15 protein-coding genes are annotated in these 18,816 nt (G+C 51.4%); 12 read left to right on the forward strand and 3 right to left on the reverse strand.

All coding sequences use genetic code 11. From position 1 onward, the window contains the following. Positions 1-79: 79 nt before the first annotated feature. Positions 80-661, reverse strand: a complete 582-nt coding sequence (locus ACNRUY_RS11105) for a hypothetical protein (protein ID WP_488111703.1) — start codon at positions 659-661, stop codon at positions 80-82. A gap of 622 nt (positions 662-1,283) precedes the next feature. On the opposite strand from ACNRUY_RS11105, the gene radA reads away from it, so the two are divergent. The 6 genes from radA to ACNRUY_RS11135 all read left to right on the forward strand — a co-directional run bounded on the left by radA (position 1,284) and on the right by ACNRUY_RS11135 (position 7,919). Continuing rightward, positions 1,284-2,657 carry a DNA repair protein RadA gene (gene radA, locus ACNRUY_RS11110; RefSeq protein ID WP_488111704.1) on the forward strand — a complete coding sequence of 458 codons (1,374 nt, stop codon included), beginning with the start codon at positions 1,284-1,286 and terminating at the stop codon, positions 2,655-2,657. Between the two features lie 246 nt (positions 2,658-2,903). Next, on the forward strand, positions 2,904-4,181 hold the full coding sequence (locus ACNRUY_RS11115; RefSeq protein ID WP_488111705.1) for a dicarboxylate/amino acid:cation symporter: 1,278 nt from the start codon (positions 2,904-2,906) through the stop codon (positions 4,179-4,181). A gap of 112 nt (positions 4,182-4,293) precedes the next feature. Continuing rightward, complete coding sequence (locus ACNRUY_RS11120) at positions 4,294-5,124, forward strand: SGNH/GDSL hydrolase family protein (RefSeq protein WP_488111706.1); 831 nt, start codon at positions 4,294-4,296, stop codon at positions 5,122-5,124. Between the two features lie 54 nt (positions 5,125-5,178). After that, positions 5,179-5,811, forward strand: coding sequence for a thiamine phosphate synthase (gene thiE, locus ACNRUY_RS11125; protein WP_488111707.1), 633 nt, complete (start codon positions 5,179-5,181; stop codon positions 5,809-5,811). A 122-nt stretch (positions 5,812-5,933) separates the two neighbouring features. After that, positions 5,934-7,217, forward strand: a complete 1,284-nt coding sequence (gene hemL / locus ACNRUY_RS11130; protein WP_488111708.1) for a glutamate-1-semialdehyde 2,1-aminomutase — start codon at positions 5,934-5,936, stop codon at positions 7,215-7,217. 54 nt (positions 7,218-7,271) lie between these two features. Further along, positions 7,272-7,919 (forward strand): hypothetical protein, encoded by a 648-nt coding sequence (locus tag ACNRUY_RS11135; RefSeq protein WP_488111709.1) that lies wholly within the window; start codon positions 7,272-7,274, stop codon positions 7,917-7,919. 33 nt (positions 7,920-7,952) lie between these two features. Here the strand turns inward: ACNRUY_RS11135 and ACNRUY_RS11140 are convergent, their stop codons facing one another. Both ACNRUY_RS11140 and ACNRUY_RS11145 read right to left on the reverse strand, forming a co-directional pair. Then, complete coding sequence (locus ACNRUY_RS11140) at positions 7,953-10,400, reverse strand: hypothetical protein (RefSeq protein WP_488111710.1); 2,448 nt, start codon at positions 10,398-10,400, stop codon at positions 7,953-7,955. Between the two features lie 159 nt (positions 10,401-10,559). Then, the gene (locus ACNRUY_RS11145; protein WP_488111711.1) at positions 10,560-10,889 is read right to left on the reverse strand and encodes a DUF1820 family protein; all 330 of its coding nucleotides are present in this window, start codon (positions 10,887-10,889) and stop codon (positions 10,560-10,562) included. Between the two features lie 477 nt (positions 10,890-11,366). Here ACNRUY_RS11145 and miaB point away from each other — a divergent pair, with 477 nt between their 5' ends. From miaB to lnt, 6 genes are all read left to right on the forward strand, one after another. Continuing rightward, on the forward strand, positions 11,367-12,716 hold the full coding sequence (gene miaB / locus ACNRUY_RS11150; protein WP_488111712.1) for a tRNA (N6-isopentenyl adenosine(37)-C2)-methylthiotransferase MiaB: 1,350 nt from the start codon (positions 11,367-11,369) through the stop codon (positions 12,714-12,716). Between the two features lie 308 nt (positions 12,717-13,024). Next, on the forward strand, positions 13,025-14,356 hold the full coding sequence (locus ACNRUY_RS11155; protein ID WP_488111713.1) for a hypothetical protein: 1,332 nt from the start codon (positions 13,025-13,027) through the stop codon (positions 14,354-14,356). 111 nt (positions 14,357-14,467) lie between these two features. Next, the gene (locus tag ACNRUY_RS11160; protein ID WP_488111714.1) at positions 14,468-15,499 is read left to right on the forward strand and encodes a PhoH family protein; all 1,032 of its coding nucleotides are present in this window, start codon (positions 14,468-14,470) and stop codon (positions 15,497-15,499) included. Then, on the forward strand, positions 15,496-15,960 hold the full coding sequence (gene ybeY, locus ACNRUY_RS11165; RefSeq protein ID WP_488111715.1) for an rRNA maturation RNase YbeY: 465 nt from the start codon (positions 15,496-15,498) through the stop codon (positions 15,958-15,960). Before ACNRUY_RS11160 ends, ybeY begins: the two co-directional genes overlap by 4 nt. A 134-nt stretch (positions 15,961-16,094) precedes the next feature. Further along, the gene (locus ACNRUY_RS11170; RefSeq protein WP_488111716.1) at positions 16,095-16,934 is read left to right on the forward strand and encodes a CorC family transporter; all 840 of its coding nucleotides are present in this window, start codon (positions 16,095-16,097) and stop codon (positions 16,932-16,934) included. Next, positions 16,934-18,481 carry an apolipoprotein N-acyltransferase gene (gene lnt, locus ACNRUY_RS11175; protein ID WP_488111717.1) on the forward strand — a complete coding sequence of 516 codons (1,548 nt, stop codon included), beginning with the start codon at positions 16,934-16,936 and terminating at the stop codon, positions 18,479-18,481. The genes ACNRUY_RS11170 and lnt overlap by 1 nt, the downstream gene beginning before the upstream one ends. The last annotated feature ends 335 nt before the right edge of the window (positions 18,482-18,816 follow it).

The raw sequence follows: 18,816 nt of genomic DNA on the forward strand, positions 1-18,816 counted from the left end.
CAACAAAATACCTGTCTCGTTACCTCGGGTGGAAAAGGTTTCTTAAAACTCAACTCTTCTCAGAGGAGGCTTTTTTAGATCAAGTTTCTATACATTGGGTAGAGCAACACTTAATTTGAACAGCGCCAACCACACCCGTAACTACCAAAGTTGTACCTATGGTTGCAACAACAGGTACCCACACTTCTGAATCCGGGCTTTCATCATCTGGAGGCAAAGTCAAAACTTCTGAATCCGGGCTTTCATCATCGGGTACATCTTGCGAATCTCTAACTATAAAACAGCCACTATATCTTATAACGTCATTACTTAAAAATGTTTTTTTAGGGCAAATACCCTTTGTCTTATCACACGGTTCTGCATCAATCTTTCCCGCAATCTCGTTAAACTCTGGGCAGTAATCTGACTGAATCCAGGTTGGTTCAAAACACATCTCACCCAAACGCGCCTTTTCATTTCTAAGACAGTGGAACACATTCACCTTGTCACATCCAAGTTCTATGCCTCTCCTTTCCCACGCCTCCGACGTAACCGGGCATGCTGTATCGATCTTCTTAAACCTATAATAGCTTCGCTTTAACCTTTGATTCACTATAAAAGCATCTGTATCGTTATAAGAAAAAGGAGCTGCTGATACATTCTGAACAAGCAGGGCAATCATTACAAAAGTACCAGAAAGAAGGCTGCATATATGAAAAATGCTTAGCTTTCCATTCCAATTCGACCACTGCAAAGAACCCAAAAAAAACCGTAACATAATTCTCACCACACTCTATTATTCAAGTTAATGGGTATTTACCAATCCTCCTCCATCCAGAATCCCTGATCAGGTGCTGTCCTTTTCTATTAATCTGACAAGAGTCCTGCCAGTATATCCAATGAATTTGTTATTGCCACATCGCCATTGACTGCAATCTTTACTTTCCGTTATAACTTCACTTGGTTTACCCCCTCCCTTCACCAATATGGCCAAAGCGTCCTTTCTTAAATACCCCTTACGAAACCAGAAATTGTACAAATGTATTAATTAATGCATCTATACCCCAGCACCATTTGACAATTAAGAGTAACAACCAGCTATAGCCCATCGATATTTCATAGCAAATGGATAACCTGTTAACCTCTGTTGTCACAAGGTGTGGACTTGCCCCAGGGGTAAATAACAACAGAACGAGAAAATAAACAATCTGAAAAACCGGCCCTTTACTCTTATTCGTAATTTGATTAAGGACAAACAGGATAAGAAAGAGGTACACTCCCTTTTATTTATTTCAAAAAACATCATGGCCAAACCCAAATCCCGAAAAGCCTATGTCTGCACCGAGTGCGGCAGTGAAGCCAGCAAATGGCAAGGACAGTGCACAGACTGCAAGGCATGGAATACCTATAAAGAAATCAACCTTGGCCCTGCTGCTGCACCTTCTATTGCCGCCACTAATAAGTCCGGTTTTGCGGGCACGCTGTCCGGCCTGCAAACCCTCAGTGACGTTGATGTGGCGGAGGCTCCCCGTTTTTCCAGCGGCATGGCTGAATTTGACCGGGTTCTCGGTGGCGGTTTTGTCAAAGGCAGCGCCGTGTTGATTGGTGGCCACCCCGGAGCGGGTAAAAGCACTATTCTGCTGCAGGTGCTCTGCCATGTAGCCAGGGAGATGAATGCCCTGTACGTCTCTGGCGAGGAGTCTCTACAGCAGATCGCCGCCCGGGCTCAACGGCTGGGCCTGCCCACCGACCGCCTTAAAATGCTGGCGGAAACTTCTGCAGAAAACATTGCAGCGGTGGCCGAACAGGAAAAGCCGGGCATTATCGTGATTGACTCCATCCAGGTAATGTATATGAACGGTGTTGACTCGGTGCCCGGTGGCGTGGCCCAGGTCAAAGAATCCGCCGCTTTCCTCACCCGGTTTGCCAAGCAGACAGGCACCGTCCTTTTGATTGTGGGCCATGTCACCAAAGACAACTCCCTGGCCGGTCCTATGACACTGTCGCATATTATTGATACCCAGATTATGTTGGGCAATACCGATGACTCCCGCTTCCGGATGATGCGGGCCACCAAAAACCGGTTCGGTCAGGTCAATGAACTGGGGATTTTTGCCATGACCGAAACCGGCCTGAAAGAAGTAAAAAACCCCTCTGCTATCTTTCTGTCCCGCACCCAGGAGCCCACCTCCGGCAGTATAATCTCTGTGCTCTGGGAAGGAACCCGGCCGCTACTGGTGGAAATCCAGGGACTGGTGGTGGAATCCCAGCTGGGCAACCCGCGCCGCGTCACCGTCGGGCTGGACCAGAACCGTCTGGCCATGTTGCTGGCTATCCTGACCCGTCACGGTGGCATTTTCACCAGTGATCAGGATGTCTTTCTCAACGTAGTGGGAGGGGTCAAAGTTTCAGAAACCTCTGCGGACCTGGCAGGCCTGCTGGCGGTGGTATCCAGCCTGAGGGACTCCCCCCTGCCACAGGACCTGGTGGCCTTTGGTGAAGTGGGCCTGGCCGGGGAAATCCGCCCGGTGGCCAACGGCCAGGAACGGCTGGTTGAAGCTGCCAAGCACGGTTTCAGCCGCGCCATTGTTCCTGCTGCGAACAAGCCCAGAAAGCCCATTGAGGGGTTGACGGTCATTGCAGTCAACAAACTTTCTGAAGCTCTGGAAGCCATATAACCGGTAACAGGCTGACGCGCGTCCCGAAATCGAAAAATCATCTAAACTTGAGTCATCCCGGTCACCTGTTGGCACTCAGGATGGGTGCAAGCCCTGTCGTATAGCATCCGTGATTCGCAGTATTTCCCTGAAGAGCCGGGACAGGAGGGAACTTGTTTCGGAATACACAATCAAACCTTTGAATGCCCTGCGTTCGCCGTGAGTGATCAGAGAGGCTCCATTCAGCGGAAAGGGAGAAGCTGTATCATGAAGAAAGTCATGCAGAGAAACCTGGCTCGCCAGATACTGATAGCCCTGATTCTGGGAGGGCTGACAGGGACAGCCATTCAGCTATTCAGCTCCCCGGATGGTTTCAGTCAGAAGTATCTGGTGGCAGGGCTGTTTAATGGAGCAGGGGTCATGTTTGTGGCCATGATCAAAATGCTGGTCGTGCCCCTGGTGTTTGTTTCCATTGTTCATGCCGTGTGTGCCCTGGAAGATATTGCCCAGGTTGGCCGGCTCGGCTTTAAAACGTTTTCCCTCTATCTGGCCAACACGGTTGTTGCAATCATCTCTGCCATGGCCATAGCTCTGCTGATTTCCCCTGGCACCGGAGCACACCTTGGCAATGGGGATGAAAGCATACAACTGGCCAGCACAGAGCTTCCCTCCCTGCTGGATATGGTCGTCAACATCGTTCCGGTCAACCCGTTTCAGGCGGTGGTTGAGGGCAATATTCTGCAAATACTGTTTATGGCGGTGATGACCGGCATCGCCATAAAAAAACTGGAAAACCATCAAACCCACAGGGTCAGTAAAGCCTTCTCCCTGGCCAACAGCGTCATGATGAAACTGATTTCCATGGTGATGAACCTGGCCCCATGGGGCGTGTTTTTCCTGACGGGTAAGCTGGCTGCCACACTAAACGGTCAAAGCATTCTCAGTGTGCTTGCCTACGTCATGACCGGCCTGCTGATCATGTCCCTATGGCTGTTTGTTTTTTATCCACTGGTGACAGGGATTATGACTCGTCGCCCCCCTCTCGACTTCATCCGCCATACCCGGGAGCAAATGATATTTGCCCTCTCCACCGCCAGCTCCAATGCCAGTATTCCCATTACTTATCAGACACTGACGGAAAAGTTTCATGTACCTGAGCGAGTCGCCGGTTTTTCTGTCCCACTGGGAGCCACCATTAATATGTCCGGCTCAGCCATATACATGACCGTGGCCGCCCTGTTCGTTGCCAATGCCTACCATATTGAACTGAGTACCCTGCAACTGGGCACTCTGGGCTTCACTACATTCCTTCTGGCCATCGCCACCGGAGGCATTCCCGGTGGCGCCGCAGTGACCACTGGCGTATTGCTGCACACCATGGGCATGCCCATAGAAGCCATGGGTATTATTCTGGCCACTGACCGGATTCTGGACGCGGGCTGCACCGTCACTAATGTGGTGGGGGATACTGCTGTCGGTATTCTTGCATCAAAAGGAGAGTATGAGTCTGTTTCTCACGTGGAACCGGCAACCCCCATTCAATAAAGCCCCTGTTAACGTGAGAACCCAGCTCCAATGCCAGGCCTTACCCCTGCTCATTTTCATCCTGGGCTTCCCATTCACAGATCGGGACTCTGATTTTTTCCCAGACCTGAAGATGGTCGCATTTATTGGGGCCAGTATTACCACGGGTATCAGTGGAAACACTTTTCCTGAGCTGATCTCAAGCTATGTTGCCCCCCTCTCGCTGGAAAGACATTTCCGTCGTATTCAAAAACCCTACTCCACTTTCCAGATGTTCGATTCCAGCCCTGCATCCCAGCTTTACAATGTGACATTCCTGGGACTGCTCTCTGTAATGCACTACTCCCTTTCTGAAATTCACAAACAGGTTGAATACTGCAGAAAATCCGGAGTTCCAGAGATCATCATTGCGGTAGATGTTTTGTTCTGGCCCGTTTTCAACCCGGACTGGACGACAGATCTGGAAAGTGCGGACCAGGCAAACTTTCGGATTGACCAATTGCAGCAACTGATTACCTACCTGGACAGCTATGACAAACATAATTACGTGGTAAGCCTGCTTCCCAGGAAAGCGGTCTATTTGCCTGTCTTTTTTTCTACCTGGAACTACATCCCAGGTGCAAGCGTTATTCAGCAGGCCAATGCCATGATCCGTCACTGGGTGAACATAAGAAACCAGCAGCAGGGCAAAGGGAGGGTGCTCCTGGTGGATTTCTCCGATTTCTATACTAAGCCAGCGTTCAACTGTGGCCCTCCTTTGGGTCAACTGCACATCAGGGATCTTATGAGTTTCGATGGCATACACCCAAAGCCTCTGGGTATATTCTGCCTGACCACAAGACTGGTTCATGAGATGAAAGAATGGAGAGCTCCCCCTTTTTCAGAACTGTCCAATGAACTCGATCCACGGTTATTACCCGGGTTCAATATTGATCGTTTGGCCTTGCCCGAGCAGAAAGAGTGATGAAAAATCATAAACTGGTATACTCTCCCGGCTACCCCTTCTGTGGAAAAACTCATGCATAGATTTCACGGCCTCTACGGCGTCACTGACAGTCAGTTGCAACCGGATGACCGGATTTTACTGGAAACGGTAGAGCAGGCTCTGATGGGCGGAATGAAAGTGCTGCAGTACAGAGACAAAAGCCTGGATCGTGGCAAACGGTTGAGGCAGGCAGGCGCCCTGAAAGTCCTCTGTCATCAGCACCAGGCATTGCTACTCATCAATGACGACGTAGAGCTGGCCATGGATGTTGAAGCCGATGGCGTTCACCTGGGGCAACAGGATGAAAGCCTGAAAGCAGCCAGAGAACGGCTGGGAGACTATGCCATCATCGGCATTACCTGTGGCAACTCCCTGGAAAGAGCCCAGGCTGCCGTTGACCAGGGCGCCAGCTACGTGGCTTTTGGCCGCTTCTTCCCCTCCCGGACCAAGCCGGACGCCGAACCCGCTGAAATCAGCATTCTGTCAGAAGCCAGGGATCGATTTGACCTTCCGGTTATAGCCATTGGAGGAATTACTGTGGATAATGCCCCCGAAGTGATTCATGCCGGTGCAGATATGGTGGCCGTGATCAACAACCTGTTCGCTGCCCGGGATATCAAGGGCCGTGCCCTGGAGTTCAACTCACTGTTCAACTCCGGCCAGTGATGATTGGACTCAACCCTTGTCTGAAAAACTGGGATTGCCAAACCTTGGTCCATTGCTGGTTAACCACGGTTCTCCAACATAGCTTTATAGACAGCGTCGCAACGTCATTGTAAGGATCCGTCATGTCACGTTCCATAGAACTCTTTGAAGATGCCAGGACAGTTATTCCAGGGGGAGTGAATTCTCCGGTTCGCGCCTTCAAAGGCGTCGGTGGCAAACCCGTCTTCTTTAAAAAAGCCCGGGGAGCCCACCTTTACGATGTGGATGGCAAAGAGCTGGTTGACTATGTTGGCTCCTGGGGACCGATGATCCTCGGGCACAACCACCCCGATGTCGTTGCTGCCGTTCGTGACCAGGCGCTGGCGGGATTAAGCTTTGGAGCCCCTACGGAACTGGAAACCCGGCTGGCTAAAATGGTCAGGGACATAGTGCCTTCCATGGAGCTGCTCCGAATGGTGAACTCCGGCACAGAAGCGACCATGAGTGCTATCCGACTGGCCAGGGGCTTTACCGGGCGTGACCGTATTATCAAATTTGAAGGCTGTTATCACGGCCATTCCGACTCTCTGCTGGTCAAGGCGGGATCCGGAGCGTTAACCCTGGGCGTTCCAAACTCACCGGGAGTGCCCGCCACTCTAGCTGAAAATACAATAACACTGACTTACAACAACCTGAGCGAAGCTGAACAGACCTTTAAGGCCATGGGCAATGAAATTGCCTGTGTCATCATTGAGCCGGTCGCCGGCAATATGAACTGCATTCCACCGGCTCCCGGTTTTCTTGAGGGTATCCGCAAGCTGTGTGATCAACACGACACAGTACTGATTTTTGACGAAGTCATGACCGGCTTCCGTGTCGCCCTTGGTGGAGCCCAGGCCTATTATGACGTCAAGCCTGACCTCACCACTCTGGGCAAGATCATTGGCGGAGGGTTACCCGTAGGTGCCTTTGGTGGCCGCAAAGACATCATGGAGCACCTGGCGCCACTGGGACCGGTCTATCAGGCGGGCACCCTTTCCGGCAACCCACTGGCCATGGCCGCTGGTGTCGCCACCCTGGAAAATCTCAGCACCCATGGTTTCCATGACTCTCTGACAGAAAAAGCAGCCACTCTACTTAAGGGCTTGCAGGAAAGAGCCGACCAGGCAGGCATTCCCTTTACCACGTCTCAGGTGGGGGGCATGTTTGGCCTGTTCTTCACTGAACAGGATAGTGTCAGCTGCTTTGATCAGGTCATGGCCTGTGATGCCCAGCGGTATGGCCGGTTCTTCCATGCCATGCTGGACAATGGCGTCTACCTGGCCCCTTCCGCTTTTGAGGCAGGCTTTATTTCCATCGCCCACGGTAAAGCGGAAATCGAAGCCACCCTGAATGCGGCTGAAAAGGCCTTTTCAGCGCTGTCCTGATTCAGCCCGGTAGATACAGCGCTCACAAATGATGGTTTCACAGTTTTGCAAACGATGAGTTCCCTGGCCCTTTCCGATGCCGTTCTGGCCTTTGCCAGCGTATTTGCGGTATTCCTTATGGCGCAGCAGAAAGCCTTTGCCCGGATTCACAGGTCATCGGCTGCCGCGGCCATGCTGGGCTTTTTGCTGATGGCACTGGCCGCCATTACCGGCAGCCTGCGCTACGGTGTCTCACCGGCCTGGTCTGCTCCCCATGAAATGCTGGTTAACGTTGCCATGTTCATGTCCCCCCCGCTGGTGGGCATCGCTGCCTGCCTTGGCTTAACCACTCGGAGCTGGAGCCGCCCGGCCTGGGGACGGCTGATACTGGGAATATGCGTCGTCTATGAAGCGACCCGCTGGTATGGGCTGGAAATCATTTACCGTGACCTTCAGCTGGCATTGCTACTGGTCGTCACTCTGTACCTGTTGCTGCGCTCTTCCATTGAAGCGGGGCCAAGGTGGCTGATGATCGCCTCCATCGCCAGTATTTTTACCGGAGCACTGGTGATTGGTACCCAGGGAACCCTGGCAGGCTATCTGAGGCTGGACCTGTTTCGATATTTGATCGGCCTGGGCAACCTGCTGTTCAGCAGCGGCCTGTATTTCGCCCTGAAGAACAGCTACCCCTCATCAGACCAGGAGGAAGAAGAGGCACTGTAAAGAAGGCCGGTCGAAAGGCTTAAAAATACAGTCTCATGACTTTTTCAGCCCCCGCCTGACCGCCTCTTCCTGAGAAACCACTTCTATTTTTGAACCCACCCGGACAGGAGGAGCAGGGCTATAAAAAGGATCGGCAACCCTTTTCAGCTGATAATACTGGTGAGATCGCTCATCATGGGTGAACCGGGCCTTGCCATGAGTAATACCCGCCAGCCTTTCCTGTACATGACCATAACTCGAGCAGAGTGACCGAAGCCTTTTGCGAAACTCAGGGTTTTCCTTCCATTCAGGATGCCTCTTGTAGGCATCATCAATCAATAACTTCAACCCCGACACACTGATATTTTTTTGAACCGGCCTCTGCAGAAGGCAGGCAAGGGACTTCGACAGCCAATGCCCTGCAAACCGGAAAAGCTGCTCCCGGGATTGGACATCATCCCTCTCGAGAACAACCGGTGACTGAGGCAGGCCTCCCTGGCGAATATAAAACCATCCTGCCTCCTCACAGACACGCCCATAGGCCTTCCCCCCCTTCTTTAACCAGGCATCCAGGCACTTTTTCTCACCCTGTAGATCCTGGCGATCACGACACTGCCGGATCTCCCAGAGAAATCTTTGTATTTCAGGGTGATCGTCTGGCAGCCAACCCCCCAAGGGGGGAAAAAAAATCTCTGTATCAAGGGGCGCTTGAGCCTGGCTCTGGCTTTGATCAAATGCCTTTGATTCTCCAGAAAAAGGAAGCGGCTCCGCTTCCATCTCACTTTTTCCTAACGTATCTAACAGGTGCTCTCGTTTTTCTTCCGCTTTTTTTTCTGTCTCTTCGTAATAAGGGGTCGAAAGGGCTGATGGACCCGCTTCTGTTTTTTCTGTAGCTACCCCCGCTGAGGGCATCAACCTACCAGCAGTATCACTTAGACTAAGCCCCTTCATTTCAATTTCATCGGACAACGAAGGTCTTTTTGCTGGAATCCCGGAAGCTTTCGGTTTCTTTCGCCGTTTCCGTGAAACCCTCTGCTCCTGGGGTTCATTCTGTAACTCAAGAGCGGCCTGCAGAGCTTCCCGCTCACCTTCTTTCAATTGGCACAACTCAGTAAGCTCATCCAGTTCATCCTGCATTGAAGGGTGCAGGCGAGGGGCACTTCGAAGACTGGAAAAACACTCTATAGCTTCCTTGTAGCATCCATAGCCCATAAAGATTTCACCCGCATCCATGTACAACAGTGGAAGATTCGAAAGCACAGCCGCCTGTTTTAAATGTGATGCCGATTTAATCAGCGAGCCACCTTCTTTTTCTGCATACTTATAGGTCAAAGCAAGAACCACCCCTATAATTCCCTGCTTATATTCCGAGAGTCCCTGAATCCTCCCTTGATCATGCTGCTCAAAAAGCGATTCCCAAGCGCCCAGCTCAGGCACAACTTTGGAAGCAATCGCGTCCCTTATTCGACGACTTTTTCTTCCTGGATTTCGAGCCTCTGCTCGCCTTAAGATATGGCTGTCTGCAGGCTTAAACCGACTTTCTATCTGGTCTTTTCCTGCACCTTCCAGTTGCCTGAGCTCATTGGAATACCTAAACAGGGGACATATCTTCCTATATACATCCGAAGGAAATGCATTCTCCCCTAGTGGTGGAAACATCAAAAGGGAAGAAGCATCTCCTGTCAGTGCTGGTGAGATCAAAGCTAAGGCATGCTGCCACTCATTCAACTGCCCCGATAGTTGAACCTGCTGCATGACAACAAGGTCAGTCACTGATCTGGCAAAAATCTGCATCAGATTTTTATGGGTAAAATTAGTGGGGTGGTCACTAAGAAGGTTAAATGCCCTGAGTGGCGAGATCAGGCACTGCCCCCCTGGTTTAATGGACAGACTAATCAGACGCCAGATTCCTGGAAAAAACCCCGTTTCTCCTGACAGCCCGTAAAGCTCCTGGACTTTATCAACATCAAGAGCACCTTCCTTGGAAAGTTCATAATACAGTTCAACGGCTCTAAGATGTCGCTCCAAAACCGATTCCGGCAATTGAGACAACACCTTATTTAACCCTTTGTCGCGCCCTTCTTTCCCAACAAACCTTGACAATAACAGTGCGCCCAAATAATAGTTGATTTTTGCACTTTGACTGAGTTGATCAAAAATTACATTCTTTTTTTTCTTTGTGCCAATCCCAACAAACACATTCTTCAGAAAATCATTAAGCGTCTTTTTTCCCATCTGCGGATGGTTCTCGCCATATAAGGAAAATGCCCTTTCAATTTTTGCCTTGCATTGAGCCAGCCGTTCAGCACTCTGAACATCTATTGAGCCCCCGGGAGGCGTTAATGGGTTAGACTTTCGATGATAAATAGAAGTTGAGGCGCTATCTTCCTTATCCCCCTCCTCTCCCGCTTTCGCCCCTTCCTCCGAACGTCTGGCATGGTCACCTCCAGAAACTCCTTCCAGATAAGAGGGATGGAATCCACTGCCAGTCGGCTTATCCATAATCATTAGCTCTGCTAAATCAACAAGATAAGCTTTCTATCGGCCGTTCTTTTCTGCATTCCAGCAGTCGAAAAGGGCGAATAAGCGATCCTTCCTGTATCAATTGGGGAAATAAGATCGCTCATTCGCTTATCGTTCAAAAAGGAAGCATCCTGTTAATCAACCATCCCGACCCGGCAAATGAGGCATTGTGGGGAATGGCTTGATATTGTCTCCCTTGGCCTCACTGACCTTGCCTGCCCCTTCCTTCTCCACTTCATCAATGCGGATAATCGTGTTCAGGGGAATGTAGCTGCGCTTGACCCCGTCAAAAGCGGCTTTCAGCTTCTCCTCGCCCGGATCCACCAGCAGCTGGCTGCGCTCACCAAACACGAACTCTTCCACTTCAATAAAGCCCCAGAGCTCACTCTGGAAGATCTGACGGGCATAAACTTCGAACACTTCGCCCTGGTTCTGGAAGATCACACGGAATACGGGGTTTTTCGCCATTGATTACTATCACCGATACCAGACAACCCGGGATTTACCTCACCCCGGCCCTGTCAATTAAAAAACGCCGGGGATCATACCATAAAGCCACTTCCCATTGCCCTGATTAAAGTCTTTATTCCAGTGCCTGAATGCCTATAGCAAGGGCAAAAGAGTGTGTACCCTCCTCACCTCTTACCCATGAAAAACGCGAAAGCAAAGGATTTTTCATGGCAAAGCCCCACCGGGCATCCGTTCATTCCGACAAAGTGCGGGCATTCACCACCAGAACCCGGTTGAAATCCCTGCAGCCCCCGCAGACAGACTGACTATCCTCGAACAGTGAGGGTGGCTATAATGGCTCGTTTATGGGCAACGGGCCTGTCCTTCTCTACAGACCTGATCAATAAGATCAGTACGAAACAGCATGAGCGATACATGCAGTCTTCGTCGCCCCCGGTGCTGAAAGCTGCCTTTGGATCGTTTAAGTAGTGTGAAATGAGCAAAAAACTGTATATCAAGACTCACGGCTGCCAGATGAACGAGTACGATTCTGCCCGCATGGCAGACCTGCTCGGAGAAACCCACACACTGGAGCTGACGGATAACCCTGAAGAGGCCGATGTGGTGCTGGTCAACACCTGTTCGGTGCGGGAAAAAGCCCAGGAAAAACTCTTTCATCAGCTGGGTCGCTGGAAAAAGCTCAAAGAGAAAAATCCGAACCTGATTATCGGGGTCGGAGGCTGTGTCGCCAGCCAGGAGGGTGAGGAAATCCGCAAGCGGGCCCCACAGGTGGATGTGGTGTTTGGCCCACAAACCCTGCACCGGTTGCCGGAGATGATTGATGTCACCCAGGTTGACCATATCCCGGTGGTGGACGTCACCTTTCCGGAAATCGAAAAGTTTGACCGCCTGCCCGAACCCAGTGTCGATGGGCCTTCTGCCTTTGTCTCCATCATGGAAGGCTGTGACAAATACTGCACCTACTGCATTGTCCCTTATACCCGGGGGGCTGAAATCAGCCGACCCATGGACGATGTGATTGCCGAATGCTTCGGGCTGGCTGAAAAAGGCGTTCGGGAAATCAACCTGCTGGGCCAGAACGTCAATGCCTACCGGGGCGAAAAGCACGATAGCTCCACTTGTGACCTGGCTGAACTGATCACCGTGGTTGCGGCCATTGACGGTATCGACAGGATCCGCTTTACCACCTCACATCCCCTGGAGTTTTCGGACAGCCTGATTCAGGTCTATGGAGAAGTCCCCGAGCTGGTCAGCCATCTTCACCTTCCGGTACAAAGCGGCTCCGACCGCATCCTGAAATTGATGCAACGGGAGCACACCGCAGAAGATTATCTGAAAAAAATCCGCCAGCTGCTGGCAGTTCGCCCTGACCTGAAACTATCGTCTGATTTTATTGTGGGCTTCCCCGGTGAAACAGATCAGGATTTTGAAGACACCATGAATCTCATCGCTGAAGTGGGCTTTGATGCGTCGTTCAGCTTTATCTACAGCAAACGTCCGGGCACGCCCGCCTCTGACATGCCGGACGATGTCACCGAAGACATCAAAAAGCAGCGCCTGCAGATTCTTCAGAATCGCATTAACCAGCAGGTCAGCCAGATCAGCCGACGCCTGGTGGGAAGCCGTCAGAAAATTCTGGTCACCGGTTACTCCAAAAAAGACCCGGGACAACTGTCTGGGCGCACCGAGTGCAACCGGGTGGTCAACTTCTCCTGCCCGGACCCCCGATTGATCGGCCATTTTGCACAGGTGGACATTATTGAGGCTCTGCCCCATTCCCTGAGGGGAACTCTGGTTACTTCTGAGCTGGATGCCGTTGCCTGACACCGGTACCTCCCAGGGCAGATTCCTCTCCGATATGCCCTGGGCTGCTTCTTAAGCAGCCATAGAGAGACAGCAGTGCTAACCATGGTCGTAAAGCCAAATGTCCATAGCAAAATAAAAGCAAGAGTATTTTCATAGAAATACTCGGCCTTCAACAATACTACCTCCCCCTCCAACAATCATCAGTACACACATTCTGTTGTTTTTTGTATCTGTTTTTTGCTCCGCTGGCTGCGAAATAGTTCACCAACTACCTTAACCTTTGAATTTAAATTGTTTCATTCCTGCTAAATAAGGACTTCATTCATATGCCTGCAAAAATCTTGAAGAAACTTCTTTTTTTTATTTTAATCATGGACGTACACTCAATTTCCAGAGCAGATACTCCGCAGCATTCTGTTCATTCTCTGACTGAACTCTTTTTGATATCAACCAGTCTTATAGCATACGACCAATTAACTCCATTCCCAGCGGGCACAGCAATGTCCGTCAACCCTTTCCCAGGCCATCATCAATTCATTTTATTTTTTCCGGCCAAAAGCAAAATAAAAACCCTTTCAATCCAGTTCAGCCAACCCCTTGTGGCCTTTCCAGGTGACTCTGAAAATGAAAACCCACTGACGCTTAAGGTCGAAAAAAACAGCAACCAGCTTATCGTTGAAGCACCTGGGAATGAATCTATGGAGGAAGAAATCCACCCTGTTAAAAAAAACCTATGGGTCGCCAGCTCAGGGGAGCTGATGGGTGTCAAAGCCCATTATCAAACCTCAGAAAAGCCCCTGGAGCCCATCAAATCTTCCTCAAAAAGCAAAGCAGTGACAATAGAAGAAGTAAGGCATCTTTTCACTGAACAGGAGTTGACCCTACTCTATACTCCTCCTGAAGCCCCCCACTGGGGGAAACAAGATCCTGCTGATTATGTTCCTCCATTTCTTCGCAACTTCATCGTGTATATGTTGCCCGAAAAAAACAACGACCGGGAAGCCCATGAAGACGAAATGGCTCAAGAGACAGTGCAACTGCTTTCAGATCAGTCCCCCCGTCCCCCCGCCCATGAAAACAATACAGAGATCGCTGAAGAGTCCAGCCTTCAGCCACAACCTGGAGCAATGAGCCAGTCCGATGGTTTACAGCTCGAACTTCTGGTCGATGGCGATACTCAAGACCAGTCAACCCAAACTGCAAGCGTCAATACTCAAAGTCAGTGGTCCCAAATACCAGAACCTGACAGACGTGACATAAGGCTACGCGAGGGGTTTAATAATTTTATTCAACTTCTTCGCAAGGATCTGGGTAGACCTTTAACCCCAGAGCAACCACACAATAGAGGCAACTCTCCTGATCACCTTCTGAATACAGAGAAGGTATCCAAAAAGATCATTAAACGGCCTGGAGTTCGGAGCGCCATCCAAGCTGTTAGCGCATTTTCTTCCCGTCATTCGCTCTCAGGCACCACAAGCCTGCAACTTGACCCTTCCCTCAAGGCAGAAAGCACCTCCAGCCAGCTCCAGGAGCACCTCCCCTCTCGGGATAAACCAAGTGAAGAACCTGAACCCCAAGCATCCACTGATAATTCGGAAAATCAATCTGAGCCCGCCCCCCCAAAAAAGAACAAAAGTTCTACGTGCAATATACTGTAACTCTGACTTGAGTGTTCAGGTTTTATTTCCAGTAAGGCCCAGCTTTGCATCTGCCGCTCCCCGTTATATCCTTTAACAAACCCAAATGCAGTAAAGGCTGAAAAACCGACTTTGAACACCTATCCCAACTCTCAGGAAAATAAGCAACCCAACCCACCGGATCGCATCTGCCGGTTTTCCCTGGAGCCTGATGAGCCCCGTCGCTTCGCAGAGCTGTGTGGACAGTTTAACCAGCATCTGAAACAGATTGAGGAAAGGCTGGGCGTCACCATCCGACACCGGGGCAATGACTTCGCCATCAGTGGTGAAAACGGACGTGCAGACGTAGCCGGTGAAGTATTGAAAAAACTGTTTCGGGAAACCGGCAAAGATGAGCCACTGAGCCCGAATACCGTTCACCTTTTTCTTCAGGAATCCGCCATTGAGTGGATTCATGAAGAACCCGATGACAAACTGGTGACCCTCCGTACCCGTAAAGGCACGATTACCCCCAGGGGCCCCAACCAGCAAAGCTACGTCAAATCCATTCTGCAGCACGACATCAACTTCGGCATCGGCCCTGCCGGCACGGGTAAAACCTATCTGGCGGTAGCTGCTGCCGTTCAAGCGCTTGAAGAGGAGCAGATCCGTCGCATTATGCTGGTCCGCCCGGCGGTGGAAGCCGGGGAAAAGCTGGGCTTTCTGCCGGGAGACCTGTCCCAGAAGATCGACCCTTACCTTCGCCCGCTTTATGACGCGCTTTATGAAATGCTGGGCTTTGAGCGGGTGGACCGACTGATCGAGAAGAACGTGATTGAAGTGGCTCCCCTGGCTTACATGCGGGGCCGGACCCTGAACAACTCCTTTATCATTCTTGATGAGTCCCAGAACACCACCCAGGAACAGATGAAAATGTTCCTGACCCGGATTGGCTTTGGCTCAACGGCCGTAATTACCGGTGACATCACCCAGGTGGACCTACCAAGGGGTACCCGCTCCGGACTGGCCAGCGCCATTGATGTCCTTAAGGGGGTCGATGGCATTGGCTTCACCTGGTTCACCGCCAAAGATGTGGTCCGTCATCCACTGGTTCAGAGGATCGTACAGGCCTATGACCGCCATGACCGGGCAAGCCAGAACAAAACACCTCAGGCCGTGCAATGATGACCAGCGTTCATATCGATATGCTGGTCAACAGCACCAGCACTCAGCTGCCCTCTCCTGAGGAAATTGAGAAATGGGCGGCTACCGCTGTGGGCAGACACCGACAGGAAGCTGAAATAAGCCTCTTGATTGTCGACACAGAGGAGGGTGCCCAGTTAAACCGTCAGTGGCGGAATAAGGAAGGGCCCACCAACGTGCTGTCTTTTCCTTCAGAGCTTCCCGAGGAGCTGAAGCTGCCCCTGCTGGGGGACCTGGTGGTCTGCGCACCTGTGGTGGAAAGGGAGGCCATTGAACAGAAAAAAAGCCTGACTTCCCACTGGGCACACATGATTGTTCATGGCACACTGCACCTGCTTGGCTACGATCATATTGAAGACGACCAGGCTCTGGAAATGGAGACCCTGGAAACTGCCATCATGCAACAGCTTGGCTTTCCAGACCCCTATCAGGAATGCGTTTGAGATAGAACGTTTTGAGGATAGAGCTTCCCAGGACTGTCCCCAGTGACAACTCACTTTTTTGGGAAGAAGGGAAGGCTACCCGTAAACCGCACACTGTCGATAGTACAGTGAGCAACACTTGAGCAAAGAGGGCAATGAGCGACGACCATTCGACGGACGGCCAGCCGTCACCATCCTGGATGGACAAACTGGCCAGTCTGTTTAGCCAGGACCCCAAAGATCGAAACGCCCTGCTGGGTATCCTCCGGGATGCCGGAAGTCGGGGAATGCTGGACGACGAGGCCCTGAGCATCATCGAAGGGGCTGTTCAGGTTGCGGACATGCAAGTCCGCGAGATCATGATTCCCCGCTCCCAGATGGTCTGCGTCGAGGAAGACCAGGAGCCCCGTGACTTCCTTCCCAAGGTTATTGAGTCTGCCCACTCCCGGTTCCCGGTCATAGGTGATACCAAAGATGAAGTCATCGGTATTCTGCTGGCCAAAGACCTGCTGCCGCTGATTCTGAACAGTGGCCGGTTCAATATCAAAAACCACCTACGACCAGCAACGTTTATTCCGGAAAGTAAACGTCTGAATGTCCTGCTGCGCGAGTTCCGTACCAACCGGAACCATATGGCCATTGTGATTGACGAGTTTGGAGGGGTGGCAGGACTGGTCACCATCGAAGATGTCCTCGAACAGATCGTCGGCGATATTGAAGATGAAACCGACGTCGATGAAGACACTTACATCAAGCCCGCTGACGACCTTGACCATGCTTTTATCGTCAAGGCCCTGACCCCTATTGAAGACTTTAACGAGCAGTTCTCCACCCGGTTTCGTGATGATGAGTTCGACACCATTGGCGGTATCGTCATGCAGGAGTTCGGACACATGCCCACCCGTAATGAATCAGTGGAAATTTCCGGGTTTCGTTTCGATGTGCTCAATGCCGACGGTCGACGCATTCGTTTACTAAGGGTGACGCCCTGCTGATGCCTGCCCCCATCGCCCTGATCCGTGGTGTCCTGTCATTGATGGCAGGCGCCTTGCTGCCCCTTGGGTTCAGCCCGTTTAACCTCTGGCCGGTGCCCATGGTGGCAACGGCACTGGTTTTCCTGCTGGTTCGAAACGCCCCCATCAAGACGTCTACCCTTTGTGGCTTTCTCTTTGGCATCGGCATGTTCGGTACGGGAACCTCCTGGATATACGTCAGTATCCATGAGTTTGGTGCGGCTTCTGTTCCCCTGGCAGGCTTTCTGACCCTGCTGTTTGTGCTCGCAATTTCAGCACTGATGATCATGCCCCTGTTTTTTTTATACAGTGGGTTTAACCGGTCATCTCAGTCTGACTGTGCGCGGCCTCCCTGGCAGCAGGCTTTCCTGTTCGCCGGTTTATGGGTTCTGTTTGAGTGGGTTCGCAGCTGGCTATTCACGGGTTTTCCATGGCTGCTACTGGGTTATGCTCTGCTGGACACCCCTTTTTCCTCCCTGGCTCCGGTCACGGGAACTTACGGCTTGAGCCTTTTAATGGTGACTACCAGCTGCCTGCTGGTTGCACTGTTCATTCCTGGCAAAACATCCCGGGGAAAGAACAGGATCATCAACCTGCTGGCACTTTTTGCTTTCCTTGGTCTCTGGGGGTTAACGGCCCCGTTGCAGAAGGTTCAGTGGACTGAAAAAACCGGAAAGCTGGAATTCAGTGCAGTTCAGGGTAATATTCCCCAACTGCTGAAATGGGACCCTGACTTTATCCAGTCCACGATCAACACCTATACCAGCCTGAGTGCAGAGCAGTGGGACAAAGACCTGATCATCTGGCCGGAAAACGCCATCCCCTTGCTGTACAACCGGGCCCGGGGGTTGATGGATCAACTTGACCGGGAAGCCCGCCAGCAAGGCAGCACCTTGATTCTGGGCATACCCTATGACGATAACTCCGGAGACCGGACCCGTTTTTACAATAGCGTACTCTCTCTGGGTCAAGAAGAGGGACGTTATGACAAACAGAAGCTGGTTCCCTTTGGGGAGTATGTCCCCTTCGAGTCAGTGCTTCGCGGCCTGATCGATTTTTTTAACCTGCCCATGTCCGAGTTTTCCCGCGGCAAGACCAGCCAACCCCACCTCAAAGCCGGTGATACCCTGATCACGCCTTATATCTGTTACGAGGTGGTCTATCCGGACTTTGCCGCCTCCACCGCCAAAGGCAGCGGCCTGCTGATCACCATCAGTAATGACACCTGGTTCGGCAAATCCATCGGCCCACTCCAGCACTTCCAGATGGCCCGTATGAGATCACTGGAAACCGGGCGCTATATGATACGAGCCACCAACGACGGTATTTCTGCACTGATCGACAACAAAGGGAAAGTACTGGCCACCATCCCCCGTTTTCGCAAGGGCGTCCTGTCAGAAACCGCTGAGGTGCGTTCCGGGAACACGCCTTATATGATCACCGGATCATGGCCCACGCTGGTGGTTAGCTTGCTCATGATTCTATTGACTCTGGTTAGCCCTCTGAGAAGAAAAAGCGTTTTTTCCTGACTCACTTGTCGAAAATAGCCTCAACCCGCATATATACCCGTCGCCTTTCAAGTTGCTACTTTGTTGGCTGCTCTCACTCACCCCAGTCACTTAGTTTATCTAAGCTCCTGGGGTCTCGCTCTTTTGCCGCCGCGTAGCAACTTGAAATCCTTTGGGTATAGGTAATATGCGGGTCAACTGCTTTTATTTTCCCGATTGTCCCGCCGATAAAAAAACCGGGCTATGCTCATTCCTGACCACTGTCAAGAAACGGCCAGTGAGGAAATGACATGTGAGCCCCCCTCATCAACGACTCAGGTTATACCGTTGTTTCATACTGTTTGTGCTTACAGGAA

It is taken from the genome of Endozoicomonas sp. Z74 (assembly GCF_057680865.1).

Coding starts and splice junctions, on each gene's coding strand:
- ACNRUY_RS11105 (WP_488111703.1), bottom strand. CDS start 661: ATGATTGCCCTGCTTGTTCAGAATGTATCAGCAGCTCCTTTTTCTTAT.
- radA (WP_488111704.1), top strand. CDS start 1,284: ATGGCCAAACCCAAATCCCGAAAAGCCTATGTCTGCACCGAGTGCGGC.
- ACNRUY_RS11115 (WP_488111705.1), top strand. CDS start 2,904: ATGAAGAAAGTCATGCAGAGAAACCTGGCTCGCCAGATACTGATAGCC.
- ACNRUY_RS11120 (WP_488111706.1), top strand. CDS start 4,294: ATGGTCGCATTTATTGGGGCCAGTATTACCACGGGTATCAGTGGAAAC.
- thiE (WP_488111707.1), top strand. CDS start 5,179: ATGCATAGATTTCACGGCCTCTACGGCGTCACTGACAGTCAGTTGCAA.
- hemL (WP_488111708.1), top strand. CDS start 5,934: ATGTCACGTTCCATAGAACTCTTTGAAGATGCCAGGACAGTTATTCCA.
- ACNRUY_RS11135 (WP_488111709.1), top strand. CDS start 7,272: ATGAGTTCCCTGGCCCTTTCCGATGCCGTTCTGGCCTTTGCCAGCGTA.
- ACNRUY_RS11140 (WP_488111710.1), bottom strand. CDS start 10,400: ATGGATAAGCCGACTGGCAGTGGATTCCATCCCTCTTATCTGGAAGGA.
- ACNRUY_RS11145 (WP_488111711.1), bottom strand. CDS start 10,889: ATGGCGAAAAACCCCGTATTCCGTGTGATCTTCCAGAACCAGGGCGAA.
- miaB (WP_488111712.1), top strand. CDS start 11,367: ATGAGCAAAAAACTGTATATCAAGACTCACGGCTGCCAGATGAACGAG.
- ACNRUY_RS11155 (WP_488111713.1), top strand. CDS start 13,025: ATGCCTGCAAAAATCTTGAAGAAACTTCTTTTTTTTATTTTAATCATG.
- ybeY (WP_488111715.1), top strand. CDS start 15,496: ATGATGACCAGCGTTCATATCGATATGCTGGTCAACAGCACCAGCACT.
- ACNRUY_RS11170 (WP_488111716.1), top strand. CDS start 16,095: ATGAGCGACGACCATTCGACGGACGGCCAGCCGTCACCATCCTGGATG.
- lnt (WP_488111717.1), top strand. CDS start 16,934: ATGCCTGCCCCCATCGCCCTGATCCGTGGTGTCCTGTCATTGATGGCA.